Origin of the sequence: Sphingobium nicotianae (assembly GCF_018603885.1) — a bacterium.
GTDB lineage: Bacteria > Pseudomonadota > Alphaproteobacteria > Sphingomonadales > Sphingomonadaceae > Sphingobium > Sphingobium nicotianae.
Genome location: NZ_JAHGAW010000004.1, coordinates 199,135 through 213,413, shown reverse-complemented (window position 1 = coordinate 213,413; position 14,279 = coordinate 199,135). Strand labels below are relative to the sequence as shown.

Genomic DNA, 14,279 nt, shown 5'->3' with positions numbered 1-14,279 from the left:
CATGCGCAAGCCCCCGATGATAGCGCTGCTGCTGATGACCGGCGCCTGCTCGATGAACCCGAAGCTGGCGGTGCCGCCCGCCCCCGTCGCGCCGACTTATCCCGATGCGGAGGCTGCCGAGGCGGCCAGCGCGGCGACGATCGACTGGCGCGAGATGTTCGACGATCCGCGCCTGCAGCGGATCATCGCACTGGCGCTGGAGAATAACCGCGACCTGCGCATCGCGGCGCTCAACGTCGAGGCGGCGCGGGCCCAGTTCCGCGTCGCGCGCGGCGCGCAATGGCCGCAGGTCGACGCGACCGGAAGCTATACCCGCCAGCGCGTTCCGACCGCGGCGGCGACGGCGGGTATTGGCGGCTTGCCGGGCGGCGGCGGCGGGCCGAGCGGCTACGAGTTCGAGCAATATACCGCGAGCGCCGCGCTCACGAGCTTCGAGATCGACCTGTTCGGCCGGCTGCGCTCGCAGAGCCAGGCGGCGTTCGAGCGCTATCTCGCGTCCGACGAGGGGCGGCGGGCGGCGCGGATCGCGCTGATCGGATCGGTGGTCGACGCCTATCTCGAGGAGCGGCTCGCGCAGGAGCAGCTGGCGCTCACCGAACGGACGCTGGCGGACTGGACCGCCTCGCTCGACATCACGCAGAGACGCCACGCGGCGCGGCAGGCGAGCGGGCTGGATCTGGCGCAGGCCGAGGGGCAGGTGCGCCAGGCGGAGGCCGACCATGCGATGCGGACGCGGGCGCTCGCGCAGGCCCGCAATGCGCTGCAACTGCTCGCCGGCGCGCCGCTGCCGGGCGATCTGCCGGCGCCGATGAGCCTCATGGAACAGCCGATCCGTACGCAGCTGCCCGCCGGGCTGCCGTCCGATCTGCTGCGCAACCGCCCGGACATCCGCCAGGCCGAGCATGCGCTGGTCGCCGCCAATGCCGACGTCGGCGCGGCGCGGGCGGCCTTCTTCCCGCGCCTTTCGCTGACCGCGATGTTCGGCTTCACCAGCCTGGCGCTCGACGGACTGTTCGACGGGGACAACCGCAGCTGGTCCTTCTCGCCGCAGGTGACGCAGCCGATCTTCCGGGGTGGCAGCCTGCGCGGCGAGCTGCGGCTGGCGGAAGTGCGCAAGTCGATCGCGGTCGCCGACTATGAGCGCGCCATCCAGGCCGCCTTCCGCGAGGTCGCCGATGGTCTCGCCGGCCGCGCGACCTTCGTCCGCCAGTCCGACGCGCAGCGCAAGGCGACGCAGGCATCGGCACGGCGGGTCGCGCTCTCGACGCTGCGTTATCGCGCGGGCCTCGACAGCCGCCTGGAGCTGCTCGACGCGCAGCGCAACGACTATGCCGCGCGGCAAGCCCTGCTCGACCTGCGGCGGCAGGAACTCTCCAGCGCTGCGGGTCTGTATCGCGCGCTCGGAGGCGGCGACGGCGCGTAGCGGAGGCGGCCGGCGGCCGCGCTCCTGCCACCGGAACACCCACAAGTGGCAACTCGTTCACATCCGTGGCGGCATCGCGCCTGCCGGGCGCTGCGCCTCACGTCGCCTGCTCGCGACTAGCCGGCGGCTATCCCCTCTCTCAGGATGGAATTGGCCAGCTCCGCGACCTCGTCGACAGATTCGCCCTCGGACCAAATGCTGTACCGCAGGCCCAGGAACACGTTCATGCCCATGATCGCCCACGCATGTTCCTCGCGCAGACCTTCACGGAAGGCGCCCTGTTTCGCGCCCCGGTGGAGACGTTCCAGGATGCGGCGGGCCGTGGATTCATAGTGGCTTCGATAGCTGGCGGGATCAACGAACTCGGATTCGTCGATGATCCGGTAGATTTCCTTATGCTCGCGCGCGAAACTCAAAAACGCCGACAGGGCGCGACGCTCGGTTTCGAGGGGAGACATTTCGCCAACCAGCGCTTGCCCCGCCGTCACCCGAACCCTGTTGCTCAGATCCTGCACGAGCGCCCGGAAGATCTCATCCTTCGAGTCGAAATAGGTATAGAAGGTGCCAAGCGCTGTGCCGGCCCTGCTGGTGATGCCGGTGATCGACGCCTCGTGGAAACCTTTCTCGCCAAATTCGATCGCGGCGGCGTCCAGCAGCCTCCGCAGTGTCCGCCGGCCGCGCTCGGTGCGAGGTTCCTTGCTCGTGGACGAAGGGCTCTGGGCCTCGGCTCTGGTCATTTTGTCACAGCTAACCGCTTAGCGGAGGCATGGCAAACAACAATAGTTGAAAGATGGTTCAACTCTCAATATAACTCGCCCCAGACAAGCATAATCCAGGGAGAGTGATCAGATGGGCCAGGCTCATTTCCTCAAGACCAGCGCGAATTTCGTCCTGACGAGCATGCTCGCCGCCTCGGGCCTGACCCTGAGCGCGCCCCTGCAAGCCCAGGAAGCGCCCCAGACGGCAGACGCGGAGGAGGATGCCGCCGCCATCATCGTGACGGCCCGCCGGCGCGAGGAGCGGCTGGTCGATGTGCCCATCGCGGTTTCGACCTTCAGTGGCGCCGAGCTCGACAAGCGCGGCGCGCTGGACATCACCGACATCGCTTCTTCGACGCCCAATGTCACGATGGAGACATCGCGCGGCACCAACTCGACGCTCTCGGCCTTCATTCGCGGCATCGGCCAGCAGGATCCGGTCTCGGGCTTCGAGCAGGGCGTCGGCATCTATCTCGACGATGTCTATCTCAACCGTCCGCAGGCGGCGGTGCTGGACATTTATGACGTCGAGCGCATCGAGGTTCTGCGCGGCCCGCAAGGCACGCTCTATGGCCGCAATACGATCGGCGGTGCCGTCAAATATGTGACGAAGCAGCTGCCCCAGGAATTCTCGCTGAAGGTCAAGGCGACATACGGCACCGATGACCAGGCTGATGGGATCGTCACCGTCTCCGCGCCGGTCGGCGACATCGTCCGCGTCGGCGGATCGCTCGCGCGCCTCTCGCGCGGCGGCTTCGGGCGAAATCTCACCACCGGGCAAGCCAACTACAACAAGGACATCTGGGCCGCGCGCGGCACGCTGGAGCTGGGCGGCTATGGCGAACCGGTGCTTCTGCGCATCTCGGGCGACTATACCAAGGACAACAGCAATCCCCGCGGCGGTCATCGCCTGATCACCGGTCTCGCCTCCGGCGCGCCGGTGCTCGGCGACGTATTCGACACGCGTGGCGGTCTCAATGATCCCAAGCAATATGTCGAGGCCTACGGGCTTGCCGCCAATGCCACGGCGGACATTGGCGGCGGCTTCACGCTGCGCTCGATCACCGGCTGGCGCAAGGACAGCAGCGCCTCGCCGATCGACTTCGACGCCCTGCCGGCGGTCGATGTCGACGTGCCGGCTTATTATCGAAACGAGCAGTTCAGCCAGGAGGTGCAGCTGCTCTACGACAATGACGGCCCGTTCACCGGCCTTCTGGGCGGCTATTATCTGAGCGCCAAGGCGGACACGCAGTTCGACGTGCGCATCTTCACCACGATCGCGGGCCTCACGGCCTTCACGGAAGCGGACGTCACGACCGACACTTATGCGATCTTCGGCGACTTCACCTACAAGCTCACCGATCAGCTCAGCCTGAACATCGGTGGCCGCTACACCTGGGACAAGCGCGGCGCACGCATCCTGCGCCAGAATTATTCCGGTGGCGGCTCCCCGGTCTTCGGCGGCGCCGGCACGCCATTCGGCGCGGCGAGCACCAATTTCCGCGGCGAGCGCGAGTTCAACAAGTTCACGCCGCGCGTGTCGCTGAGTTTCCAGCCCACCCGGGATCACAATTTCTTCGCCAGCTTTTCGCAGGGCTTCAAGGGTGGCGGGTTCGATCCGCGCGGCGTGGGCGTGAACGCGCCGACGAGCAACGCGAGCAAGATCCCCAGCGATGCCGAGGTCGCGGCCTATCTCTCGTTCCGGCCGGAGTCGGTCGACAATTACGAGATCGGCTACAAGGGCAACCTGCTCGACGGGGCGCTCTACGTCGCGCTCGCCGCTTTCCGCATGGACTATAAGGATGTGCAGATTCCAGGCTCGGCCGGCTGCACCGTGGGCGGCATCCCGACCTTTTGCGGCATCATCACCAACGCCGGCAAGGCGCGCCTCCAGGGCTTCGAGGCGGAGGGCAACATCCGCCTCGCCCGCAATCTGCTGGCGGCCGGTGACCGGCTGACCTACTCGGGTTCGTTCGGCTATATCGATGCCAAATATAAGGAATATATCACGCAGATCGCCGGTACCGGCCCGGTCGATGTGGCCGCGTTCCGCAAGGTGCAGAACACGCCCAAATGGACGGCCAGCGGCACCCTCGCTTATACGACGCCGATCGGTGCCGGCGATCTCGATCTCAGCAGCACCGTCTCCTGGCGCGGCAAGACCTTCCAGTTCGAGGTGCCCAATCCCTATATCGATCAGGGCGATTATGCGCTGTGGGATGCGAGCATCACCTACACCGCTCCCGAAAAGCGCTGGACGCTCGGCGTCTATGGCAAGAATCTGACGAACGAGCGCTACAAAACCTCGGGCTATACGTTCGTCGGCGCCAATGCGATCACCGGCGCGCTGCTGACCAATGCCAGCGGCCAGCTGATCCCGACACTCGGCAAGGAAGGCACGCTGACCGCTTTCTATGGCAATCCCCGCCAGGTCTTCGTGACGGCCACCCTCAGCTTCTGAGCCCGCACGCAGGATCGCCGTGATGAGGCCAGCCCCCGCTTATGAGCCATATCGCTTCGCCAGCGCGAGCGATGGGCTCAGCCTCTTCGCCCGGATCTATCCGGGCGACGGGCATCCCTTGCTGCTGATGCACGGCCTCACGCGCAACAGCGCCGATTTCGAGCCGCTCGCGCGCCACCTGGCGGGGCGTTACCGGCTGATCGTGCCGGACCAAAGGGGACGGGGCCTGTCCGACCCCGATCCGGACCCCAGCCATTATCGGCCCGATATCTACAGCGCGGACATGATCTCTCTGCTCGACGGCCTCGGTATCGATCGCGTGGGCCTGATCGGCACGTCGATGGGCGGCCTCATGGCGATGATCATGGCCAATATGCAGCCTGAGCGCATAGCGGCGATCATCCTCAACGATATCGGCGCGGCACTCGATCCGGCGGGCCTTGCCCGCATCCAGGGCTATGTCGGGCCGAGCGCGGCATTCGGGAGCTGGGAGGCCGCCGCCGCGCGCTGTGCCCGGATCAATGCCGGGGCCTTTCCGGATTTCGGTCTCGAGGATTGGCTCGCCTTCGCGCACCGCACCTGCCGGGAGGATGGCGCCGGTCGCATCCGCTTCGCCTATGATCCCGCTATCGCGCAGAGCATCGGCGGCGAGGAACCGGCCACTGTCCCGCCCGATCTGTGGCCCCTCTGGGATGGCCTCGCTGTCAAACCGGTGCTGGTCTTGCGCGGCGCATTGTCCGATCTGCTTGCCGCGCAGACCGTGATAGGCATGGATGAGCGGCACAGCGGGCCGTTCGCGGCCGTTGAGGTCCCCGGGCGCGGGCATGCGCCCCTGCTCGACGAACCGGAAGCGCGGGAGGCGATCGATGCATTTCTGCAAGCTCATCTGGGCTGAATGACCAGGCACGCATCCGAGCGGCGGGCAGGACCGCACCCCAATGCTGTGCTCGGCATGCTGCTAATCGTCTATATTTTCAATTTCGTCGACCGGCAGATCCTCTCCATCCTCGCCGCGCCGATCCAGGCGGACCTCGGCCTCAGCGACGGCCAGTTGGGGATGCTCGGCGGCCTGGCGTTCGCCTTGCTCTATTCGACTCTCGGCGTGTCCCTCGCCTGGCTGGCGGATCGGACGAGCCGGAGCTGGGTCATCACCATATCGCTCGTCCTGTGGAGCGGCTTCACGGCCTTGTGCGGATCAGCGCAAAGCTTCTGGCATATCTTTCTTGCGCGCCTTGGCGTCGGCATCGGCGAGGCTGGCGGCGTCGCACCGTCCTACGCGCTGATCGGCGACTATTTTCCGAGCCATCGTCGCGCCTTCGCCTTGTCGGTCTATTCGCTGGGAATTCCTCTCGGCTCGGCCGCCGGCGTGCTGGCGGGCGGCTATATCGCCGCACAGGTCAATTGGCGCACGGCCTTCCTCGTCGTCGGCCTTGCCGGCCTTCTGATCGCGCCATTCTTCAAGCTGATCGCAAAAGACAGACGCCCGTCCATGGAGACGACCGATGCAACCGATGCCGTACGCTTCCGGAGCATCGTCGTCACGCTCGCTGCCAAGCCGTCTTTCTGGCTGCTCTCCTTCGGCGCGGCGACCAGCTCCATGCTCGGCTATGGCCTCGCCTTTTGGTTGCCGAGCTTGCTGCGCCGCAGCTTCGGCCTCGGCCTCGTGGAAACATCCCATTTCATCGGAGCGGTGCTGCTGTCGGGCGGTGTTGCAGGCATATCATTGGGCGGCTGGCTCGGCGACCGCTTGGGGTCTCGCGACCGGGCCTGGTTCGCCTATGTGCCGGCCTGCGCTTTCGTCGTCGGCGTGCCTTTTTTCGCAGCGGGCATCTACAGCGGCAGTGCGCGCTGGGCCTTCGTCCTGTTCCTGATTCCGCAGGCCATGGCCTATGTATGGCTGGGGCCGATCCTCTCGGCCGTCCAGCATCTCGTCCAACCGTTCGCGCGCTCGACCGCATCGGCCCTGTTCCTGCTGATCAACAATCTTATCGGCCTGGGTGGCGGCATATACGCGCTGGGGGCACTCTCCGACGCCCTTACGCCTCACTATGGCACGGAGGCGCTGCGTTATTCGATGCTCTATTCTCTGGCGCTATACGCTGTGGCCGCGCTTTTTATGGCCCTGGCAGGCCCGCGGTTGAGACGTGACTGGCACGTTTGACCGCTGCCGCCCCAAGAGCCGCCGTTCCGGTCGCTGAGCCTGCTACATAGAAGCAGTCGTTCGTTCAGCCGCGATGCCGCGAAGGCAATGGGCCCATCCGGAATGACGAGCATGGACTGGAGTGCGCACCGTCCCACGGTCCGACATGTGCGAACAGGCTGACGGGGTCGGATCTTAACAAGCATCAGTATCTCAGCGCCTTATTTCCCGGAACGAAGTCGCCGGCCGGCGGTTGGAAAAGGACCTCAGATACAGGACGGAATGAATGCTGGTTTCGCCAAGTGAAAGCGAGCGCCTCAGGAGCGCGTTTGAAGAGTTTATCCGAGCCAAGGAATTTCCCTGCGTGGGCGCCAAGTCCGCCCTGTCGCGCGGCACCCTCAAGACGCTCGTGGGATGGTCGATCGAAAGCGCCTGGGATGATCTGCGCCTTCACGACGAGTTGATGATCTGGTCAAACGCCTATCGCTCCGAGCCGGGTCTGTTCCGCAGCCTGGCGGTCATCTTCGCGCAGTCCGGTCCGCTCGACGAGGCGGCTTTCGAGCAGGCGCTGTGGGATCGGCTGCAATCGCTCGCCGACAAGGATGCCTGGCTGGGCCTCCCTTATGACGAGCGGGTGAGCGCCGACCCGATCAATCCGCATTTCTCGCTGAGCTTCGGCGGCGAGGCTTTCTTCGCGGTCGGCCTGCATCCCGCCGCAAGCCGCCCCGCGCGCCGGTTCGAGCGGCCCGTGATCGTGTTCAATCTCCACGATCAGTTCGAGTTGCTGCGTCAGGAAGGGCGATACGAGACCATCCGCGAGACCATCCTGGAACGGGACGAGCGCCTCGCAGGGTCCGTCAACCCGATGCTGGCGCGCCACGGCGAAGCGAGCGAGGCCGCGCAATATAGCGGCCGGGAAGTGAGCGCGGATTGGAAATGCCCATTCCATGATCCACGGGCCGCGGCATGACGCCGACGGTCCGGATCGAGCCGCGATCAGGCGTGGCCTTCAGACTGGCCGAAGGGCAACGCCTGACGGTGATCGACCCCCAGGGAAGCCAGGTCGCCGACCTGCTGGCGTTCGCCCAGGGCGACGTCCGCGAGGCGATCAGCAATGGCCGCACGCTCGATTATGAAGAAAGCATCAGGCTGACCACAGGCAACCGGCTCTGGTCGAACCGGTCGCGAGCCATGCTGGAAATCGAGGCGGACACGGTCGGCTGCCATGATTTTCTCCTGACACCCTGCAGCATCGATACCTTCCTCCATTTCTATCCGGACAAGCCTTTGCACCGGGGCTGTTTCGGCAATCTGGCCGAGGCGCTCGCCCCCTATGGCGTTGCGGAGGATGCCATCCCGGTGGCGTTCAATGTGTTCATGAATGTCCCGATCGGCCCGGACGGCAGGATATCCGTGTTGCCGCCGACGAGCCGCCCGGGCGACAGCATCACGTTTCTCGCACTCATGGATCTCGTTATCGGTCTCACCGCCTGCTCCGCTTATGCGAGCAACGGCGGCAGCTTCAAGCCGATCGACTACCGCATCGAATGAGCCGGGCGCAATGGCCGCACCTTTGGCTGGATCAACGGGCCAGCGCGTCGAGCGGAAAGGACATCCTGATCTCCAGACCGTCCGGCCTCCACGATCTCTCCAAACTGGCTTCCAGGCTGCGCAGGGCGGCGCGCTGCAAGGCTGTACCAAATCCCTCGGTGTCATCCCCGGGTTGAACGACGCCATGTTCGAACCAGACCAGATCGATGCCCTGCCCGGATTCAACGGATGTAACGGTCATGCTCGTCTCGCGCGATGACAATGCGCCGTATTTCACGGCATTGGTCGCCAGTTCATGCAGGATGAGCGCGAGGGACATGAGGGCGTGCGGGCCGACAGGGCTCTCACCAACTTCTATACGCAGGCCCGCCGCCGCATAGGGAGCCAGGACGGCCTCGACCACGTGGCGAAGCGTTGTCGAGCGCTTCTGTTCGAACGTGCCAGCATCCTGCAGGATAAGCCCATGCGCGGCATCGAGCGCTAACAGGCGATCTCTGAGATCCGCCGCGAAATCATCCGCATTCCGAGCCGCCCTCCGGCTGACGCCGATCAGCCCTTGCACGATCGAGAAGAGATTCTTGATGCGGTGGTTCATCTCCTGGAGAATGAGCCGCTGCCGCGCAGCCAACTCACGGCGTTCGGTAACGTCACGGGCGATCTTCGACGCGCCGACCACCTTCCCCTCGGGATCGAGCACCGGAGAGATAGCCAGCTCGACGAAGAGCTCCCGTCCATTCCTGCCTCGGCGGATCGTCTCGAAATGGGAAACGCGTTCCCCCGCCCTCAGCTTTGCGAGGATCTCTTCCTCCTCATGCAACCGGTCCTCGGGAATGAGCATGGTGATCGGGCGGCCGATGGCTTCCTCGGCCGTATATCCGAAGAGACGCGTCGCGCCGGCATTCCAGCTCGTGATGATACCGTCCAGCGTCTTGCTCAGAATCGCGTCAAAGGAATTTTCCACGACAGCGGCCAACCATGCCCCGGCATCGGCAGGCCCCGAGCTGACCATGCTCAGGATCGGCGCTGGCGTGGGTGAGCCTTGACTATGACCTCGCTGGTCCATGTTCGATCACTATCCTCCTTCTCTCAACTATGTCTGCGAGCAGCCACAGGGTCTGTTGCCTTGCGCCCATCGACGCCACCACAAATCGGATTGATCCAGATTAGTTTTGCGGTTCCCGATAAACCGATTTGCGGACGACAAGTAGCCGATAGTGGAATGACCGATGCGCCTGCGCGCGGAGGCCGGGTGGGCATCGGCACCGAAACTCATTCTGCCGACCGTGAACGCAGCTTACCCGGATGCGGATCGCCAGGACAGTCCAAACCCCGAGCAATCATCGTAACGAAGATTAATATCGCCGCCGGAACAGGAGCGATGCGCCCGACGTTACGTTTGTCCGAGAGCCTTGGACATTTGGAAGCGATGCCATGACCAGTTCTTCTCCTCCCCCCGCGGACAGCCCGGTGAGCGATCTGTCGGAGGGCGTCAGTCCACTGGTCCTGGCACTCCGGGCCGAGCTGTCGGCCGGGTCTCTGCTCACCGAGGGCACCTTCGCGCTTGGCGACTTCACCGGCGAGGTGAGCAAGGGTCGGGACTCGCTGTGGGCCATTGTCCGCCGGCCGGGGCGCGGCGGGCTCGCCATTCGACTTGTGTTCGCGCCGGGCGGCATCGACAGGGTCAAGCGGCTGCGTCCCAAACCGGGAGAAGCATTGCGCCTGTCGATAAACAGCGCCGTCGGGCGGCATGTCGCAGTCCTCAAGATGGACAGTCTCGATCTGCACCGGTTACGGGTGACGATCACGCTCAGACCGACAGCGCCGCTCCTCGTGCCCTTTCTGCCCCGCGATCTTTATCCCCTCGATGCGGACGATGATCCCACGGGTGCGGTCGGCAGGGTCGAGGCCGGGCAGCGCGGCCTGAACAGTGGTTTGGTTTATTTCCACCTCGATAAGCCGGCTTTTGGCAGCGTACTTTATTTCCAGAATCTGACGGCTCTGAACGATTATTATCGCGCGACGAACACCAAGCCGGATGGCGCGATCGGTGGCGAGTGGCCGGAACTGGGCTACCTTCCTCCGACGCCGCCGCAAAGCGGAACGCCGCCGACCGACCCGCTCCCCCCCGGGAAGCCCGTCACGCTTTCGGATGCGATCCTCATCCTGCGCGACGCTTGCCCCCAGGACGAGCGGGAGTCCGCGCGTCGTTTTGTGCAGATGCTCGGCGCCGCTTATACCGCGCTGGACCTTCCGCCCACTGAATATCGCGACTGGGTCGGCCGCTCCGATCGGACCATTCGCGATCTCAAGTCATCGCCCAAGGCGACGATCAGCCATTATGGCCATCCTTACGCGCATCCCTATACCGATGCCGAATATCCCGACAGCATGGTGCAGATGGCGCTGATCGCCCCCATGCACGATTTCGCGCGCTGGCGCGGCGAACCTATCCCGTTGCAGGCCGAGTTCGAGAAGGGCCTGGAGCGTTTCTACGACGAGAAGCTCGGGACGATACGGCGCTACCTTCCCAATGTCGGCGAAGACAAGGACGCCGATGCGGTGGACAGCTGGTATCTCTATCATCCGCTGATGAATCTGGGCCGGCTGGCGATCGCCGGCAACGCCAGGGCCCGCGACCTCTTCGAGCGGTCGGTCGATTTCGGCATCAAGGCCGCGCGCCATTTCAACTATGAATGGCCCATCCAGTACAAGGTGACCGATTTCTCGGTGATCACCGAGGTCGCGGGCGCGGACCAGCGCGGCCAGACCGATGTCGGCGGCATGTACGCGTGGGTGATGCTGCAGGCGTATGAACTGACCAGCGAGCAGCGGTTCCTCCTCGAGGCCCGGGCAGCGATCGACGCCGCCGAGGGCGTGCGCTTCAATCTCAACTATCAGGCTAACCTGACGGCATGGGGGGCGGCCGCATGCCTGCGCCTGTGGCGGATCACCAATGTCGAGCGCTATCGACTGCAAAGCTATGTCTATCTGGCAAGCTTCTTCCACAACAGCGCGATCTGGGAATCCGAGATCGGGCACGCCGCGCACTACACCAACTTCCTCGGCGTCACCTGCCTGCAGGATGCGCCCTACATGGCGATCTACGAATGCTTCGACAGTTTCGCCGCCTTCGAATGCTATTTGCGCGACAGCGGTCCCGAACTGGAACCGGCCGCACGGATGCTGATCAGCGAATATTGCAAATATGCGCTCGACAGGGCCTGGTTCTATTATCCCGACGCCCTGCCGGCCGAGGCTCTCGCGGAGAAGAATCGCAACGGCCACATCGACCGTGCGCTCTCCTTCCCGCTCGAGGATCTGTACGTGGACGGTCAGCCTGCCGGTCAGGTCGGCCAGGAAATCTACGGTGCCGGGGCGGCGATGATCTACGCGTCCCGCACCTCCCATTTGGTGGAGGACGCTCCTTTTCGATTGTTCTGCGACCACTTCATCATGACGAGCGAGCGGACCACCGACCGCACGATCAGCATCCGCCTTGCAGGCGGCGAAAACTGCTCTGCGAGGTTGTCGGTCATCAGGCTGGGGCGCGCCAAACTGCCGGACGTGACCGTGAAGACGATCGGTGGCGACATCGTGCGAGCGCACAGACACGCCAATGATCGACTGGACTTCTTTGTCCCGGCCAGCGGACGAATAGTCCTGAGCTGGCGGTGACGAAGCGCCGATGAGGCGACGCTCTCAGGCGGGCGCGTCCGCTCCGACATAGCGCTCATATTCCTCGGCGTACCGCTTTGTGAGCACCGCTTGTTCTTCTGCCGACGCGCTGTCCTTGAGGTCCAGGAACCAGTTGCCTTCCTCGGCGTAAACATGGTGCGCCACGGCGCCTTCGATATGCTCCAGCTTGTCGATGAAGTCCTGGCTCATGGGCTCGAGCCGTTCGAGCAAGGCCATCTGCACTTTGACCATCGCCTGCTCGTCATAGCCAAGACCGGCATGAGCCTTTTCGCCGTCCTTCGCCAGGGCCGGATAAATGACCGACTCTTCCGCGATCGCATGCCCGGTGAGAAGGATGCCGAGGGTCTTGAGCGCGCTCGTGCGGGCGGCAGCATTGGACGCGGCTTTGACCTGCGCGAAGGCATCTTCGATGTCCATGTGGTGCTGGAGAATCTGATCGAGCCAGTCTCCCGGCATGGCAGCCTGGGTTGCCTTGGTCCGCGCTTCGAGGCGCGCCTCTTCTGTCTCGGGTGGCGTCACTGCGGCGATGAAGCGATCGAGGATGGACATGGCTGGTCTCCTGAATGGGCACCGGATTTCCGGTCTTTCGGGAAACCGCGCTCCACTGCGGGAGGTTCCTTGCCCCCCGCGGAAATCAACACGGATCAATATGATTTGGCGTCAGGTCCGCTTGCGCTTCCCTCTGAGGCGTCTGGCGTTTGATGTGGCCTTCGTGTGGATAGGCGCGAGGGTGTCAGAGGCGAGCTGAACCGTCGCTTCGACCGCCTCCAGCAGGGCTGTTGTGTTTCGCTCGCCGAGCCGACCCAGGTCTGCCGGAGTCGGCACGCCCCCTCGCAAGGCTGCAGCGTGAAAATGTTGCAAATGGTCCATCCATGCCGACTGCGCCGTCCACCAGGCGGAGACCGCTGCCGATCCTGCCCGCGAGAAGGCCTCGACTTTTTCCGGCACCATACGAGCCAGCTCGCGATGATCGCCGGTCAGTGGGGATCGCATCGCCGTTTCGATAATCGGAGTGCGCGCCGCAATCACTTCGCCGGCGGCCCTCGCCGTCTCGAACGCGCGCAGGCCAGTTTCGGCTATGGACGTCCCTGCCGCCATCAGACGGGTCCAGCTTGTGAAGACATCAAGCATCCTGATCGCCGCGCCTGTCGGCAAGCTGCTTTTCGGCGGACTCGGCAGCGGAAATGAGGCTTTGCCCGGTCCGGGCGGCGGCGCCCGGCGTCATGGTGACCGCGATGCCGGCGGGACCGTCGAGGATGACCACGCCATCCTCGGCGCTGGCGATCCCCGGCTCATTTGCCGGACGCGGTGAATTGGCGGGGTCACTCATGACTACAACCTTCAAACAGAGGGTGGGCGTTCGGCAAGCGCATCATCGATGTAAAGATAAGCCGGGTCGAACTGGCCTCGTGCAGCAAGCTTTTCAGGCGCCAGTATTTCCACGAGCGACGATCGGAAAACACAGAGCCGCTCCTCGCGCAGGGCTCGCATCACCCGGTTCACATGCACATTGGTAAGGCCGCAAATCTCCGCGAGGTCGGTCTGGTTGAGGCCCAACGCAAAGCGTCTGCCATCGCTCAGGCCCGCCAGCACGAGGCGCGCGTTCGTCTCGCACAGAAAATGCGCGACCCGGCCGATCGCATCGAGACGGCCGAGGCGAAACAGCCAGGCGCGATGGATCGCCGCATCGATGAGCGTTGCAAACCAGAGCTTGCGTGTCAGTTCGGGCATTTCATGCATGATCGCGTCGAGTTGCGCATGCGGCACGATCGCGACCGTCGCGGCCGTCATCGTCGCGACATCATGATCGAGCACCTTGAGAGGAAAGGCGTGAAGATCGACGAAGTCTCCCGGCACATGCACCGCGACCAGCTGGCGCAGACCCCGTCGGTCATCGATGAAGCGTGACATGATGCCTTCAATCAGCAGCGTGCTCTGACTGAGGACGTCGCCGGCTTTCACGATGGTCGTTCGCGGCGCCAGCGTGCGCACCTCGCTGATGCCGGCTTCGAGCCGCCGACGCTCCTCCGGTTCAAGTTTGACGCCGCGCCGGAATCTGAGGAATCTGTCAGTGAACATGACGGCATCGCCTCAGGCCGGTTCGGGGATAGTCGCTGCGCACCCGTCTCCAACGAACAATGGGGCCGCCCGTTGCGGGGGCCGCGCGCTCAATCGTGATGACGCAGGTTAATTTCGAGACGGGCGAGGAACTTTCGCTGCGAGGACCGGGTTTCGAAGTTGCGCTGTTCC

The 14,279-nt window shown here is 64.4% G+C and carries 13 protein-coding genes; 7 read left to right on the top strand and 6 right to left on the bottom strand.

Annotated elements, in window-relative coordinates; genetic code table 11:
* Position 1 precedes the first annotated feature (1 nt).
* Positions 2-1,423, top strand: a complete 1,422-nt coding sequence (locus KK488_RS07500; protein WP_214622532.1) for an efflux transporter outer membrane subunit — start codon at positions 2-4, stop codon at positions 1,421-1,423.
* Between the two features lie 116 nt (positions 1,424-1,539).
* Here the strand turns inward: KK488_RS07500 and KK488_RS07495 are convergent, their stop codons facing one another.
* Positions 1,540-2,160, bottom strand: coding sequence for a TetR/AcrR family transcriptional regulator (locus KK488_RS07495; protein WP_214622531.1), 621 nt, complete (start codon positions 2,158-2,160; stop codon positions 1,540-1,542).
* Positions 2,161-2,272: 112 nt separating this feature from the next.
* On the opposite strand from KK488_RS07495, the gene KK488_RS07490 reads away from it, so the two are divergent.
* From KK488_RS07490 to KK488_RS07470, 5 genes are all read left to right on the top strand, one after another.
* Positions 2,273-4,642 carry a TonB-dependent receptor gene (locus KK488_RS07490; protein WP_214622530.1) on the top strand — a complete coding sequence of 790 codons (2,370 nt, stop codon included), beginning with the start codon at positions 2,273-2,275 and terminating at the stop codon, positions 4,640-4,642.
* 22 nt (positions 4,643-4,664) lie between these two features.
* Positions 4,665-5,537, top strand: a complete 873-nt coding sequence (locus KK488_RS07485) for an alpha/beta fold hydrolase (RefSeq protein WP_214622529.1) — start codon at positions 4,665-4,667, stop codon at positions 5,535-5,537.
* On the top strand, positions 5,538-6,803 hold the full coding sequence (locus KK488_RS07480; protein ID WP_214622528.1) for a spinster family MFS transporter: 1,266 nt from the start codon (positions 5,538-5,540) through the stop codon (positions 6,801-6,803).
* 265 nt (positions 6,804-7,068) lie between these two features.
* Positions 7,069-7,752 (top strand): guanitoxin biosynthesis heme-dependent pre-guanitoxin N-hydroxylase GntA, encoded by a 684-nt coding sequence (gntA, locus tag KK488_RS07475; protein WP_214622527.1) that lies wholly within the window; start codon positions 7,069-7,071, stop codon positions 7,750-7,752.
* Positions 7,749-8,333, top strand: a complete 585-nt coding sequence (locus KK488_RS07470) for a DUF1989 domain-containing protein (protein ID WP_214622526.1) — start codon at positions 7,749-7,751, stop codon at positions 8,331-8,333. The genes gntA and KK488_RS07470 overlap by 4 nt, the downstream gene beginning before the upstream one ends.
* Before the next feature lie 31 nt (positions 8,334-8,364).
* On the opposite strand, the gene KK488_RS07465 is transcribed toward KK488_RS07470, so the two are convergent.
* Positions 8,365-9,342, bottom strand: a complete 978-nt coding sequence (locus KK488_RS07465) for a PAS domain S-box protein (protein ID WP_214622525.1) — start codon at positions 9,340-9,342, stop codon at positions 8,365-8,367.
* A gap of 458 nt (positions 9,343-9,800) precedes the next feature.
* Here KK488_RS07465 and KK488_RS07460 point away from each other — a divergent pair, with 458 nt between their 5' ends.
* On the top strand, positions 9,801-12,008 hold the full coding sequence (locus KK488_RS07460; protein ID WP_349356859.1) for a hypothetical protein: 2,208 nt from the start codon (positions 9,801-9,803) through the stop codon (positions 12,006-12,008).
* Positions 12,009-12,032: 24 nt separating this feature from the next.
* On the opposite strand, the gene KK488_RS07455 is transcribed toward KK488_RS07460, so the two are convergent.
* The 4 genes from KK488_RS07455 to KK488_RS07440 all read right to left on the bottom strand — a co-directional run bounded on the left by KK488_RS07455 (position 12,033) and on the right by KK488_RS07440 (position 14,108).
* Entirely contained in the window at positions 12,033-12,578 is a 546-nt protein-coding gene (locus tag KK488_RS07455; RefSeq protein WP_214622523.1) for a hemerythrin domain-containing protein, read from the bottom strand.
* 111 nt (positions 12,579-12,689) lie between these two features.
* A complete protein-coding gene (locus tag KK488_RS07450; protein WP_214622522.1) occupies positions 12,690-13,160 on the bottom strand; it encodes a hypothetical protein in 471 nt (156 codons plus the stop codon).
* Entirely contained in the window at positions 13,153-13,359 is a 207-nt protein-coding gene (locus KK488_RS07445) for a hypothetical protein (RefSeq protein WP_214622521.1), read from the bottom strand. The genes KK488_RS07450 and KK488_RS07445 overlap by 8 nt, the downstream gene beginning before the upstream one ends.
* Before the next feature lie 11 nt (positions 13,360-13,370).
* Complete coding sequence (locus tag KK488_RS07440; protein ID WP_214622520.1) at positions 13,371-14,108, bottom strand: Crp/Fnr family transcriptional regulator; 738 nt, start codon at positions 14,106-14,108, stop codon at positions 13,371-13,373.
* Positions 14,109-14,279: the final 171 nt, after the last annotated feature.

Coding starts and splice junctions, on each gene's coding strand:
- KK488_RS07485 (WP_214622529.1), top strand. CDS start 4,665: ATGAGGCCAGCCCCCGCTTATGAGCCATATCGCTTCGCCAGCGCGAGC.
- KK488_RS07495 (WP_214622531.1), bottom strand. CDS start 2,160: ATGACCAGAGCCGAGGCCCAGAGCCCTTCGTCCACGAGCAAGGAACCT.
- gntA (WP_214622527.1), top strand. CDS start 7,069: ATGCTGGTTTCGCCAAGTGAAAGCGAGCGCCTCAGGAGCGCGTTTGAA.
- KK488_RS07445 (WP_214622521.1), bottom strand. CDS start 13,359: ATGAGTGACCCCGCCAATTCACCGCGTCCGGCAAATGAGCCGGGGATC.
- KK488_RS07480 (WP_214622528.1), top strand. CDS start 5,538: ATGACCAGGCACGCATCCGAGCGGCGGGCAGGACCGCACCCCAATGCT.
- KK488_RS07440 (WP_214622520.1), bottom strand. CDS start 14,108: ATGTTCACTGACAGATTCCTCAGATTCCGGCGCGGCGTCAAACTTGAA.
- KK488_RS07455 (WP_214622523.1), bottom strand. CDS start 12,578: ATGTCCATCCTCGATCGCTTCATCGCCGCAGTGACGCCACCCGAGACA.
- KK488_RS07490 (WP_214622530.1), top strand. CDS start 2,273: ATGGGCCAGGCTCATTTCCTCAAGACCAGCGCGAATTTCGTCCTGACG.
- KK488_RS07450 (WP_214622522.1), bottom strand. CDS start 13,160: ATGCTTGATGTCTTCACAAGCTGGACCCGTCTGATGGCGGCAGGGACG.
- KK488_RS07465 (WP_214622525.1), bottom strand. CDS start 9,342: ATGGTCAGCTCGGGGCCTGCCGATGCCGGGGCATGGTTGGCCGCTGTC.
- KK488_RS07500 (WP_214622532.1), top strand. CDS start 2: ATGCGCAAGCCCCCGATGATAGCGCTGCTGCTGATGACCGGCGCCTGC.
- KK488_RS07470 (WP_214622526.1), top strand. CDS start 7,749: ATGACGCCGACGGTCCGGATCGAGCCGCGATCAGGCGTGGCCTTCAGA.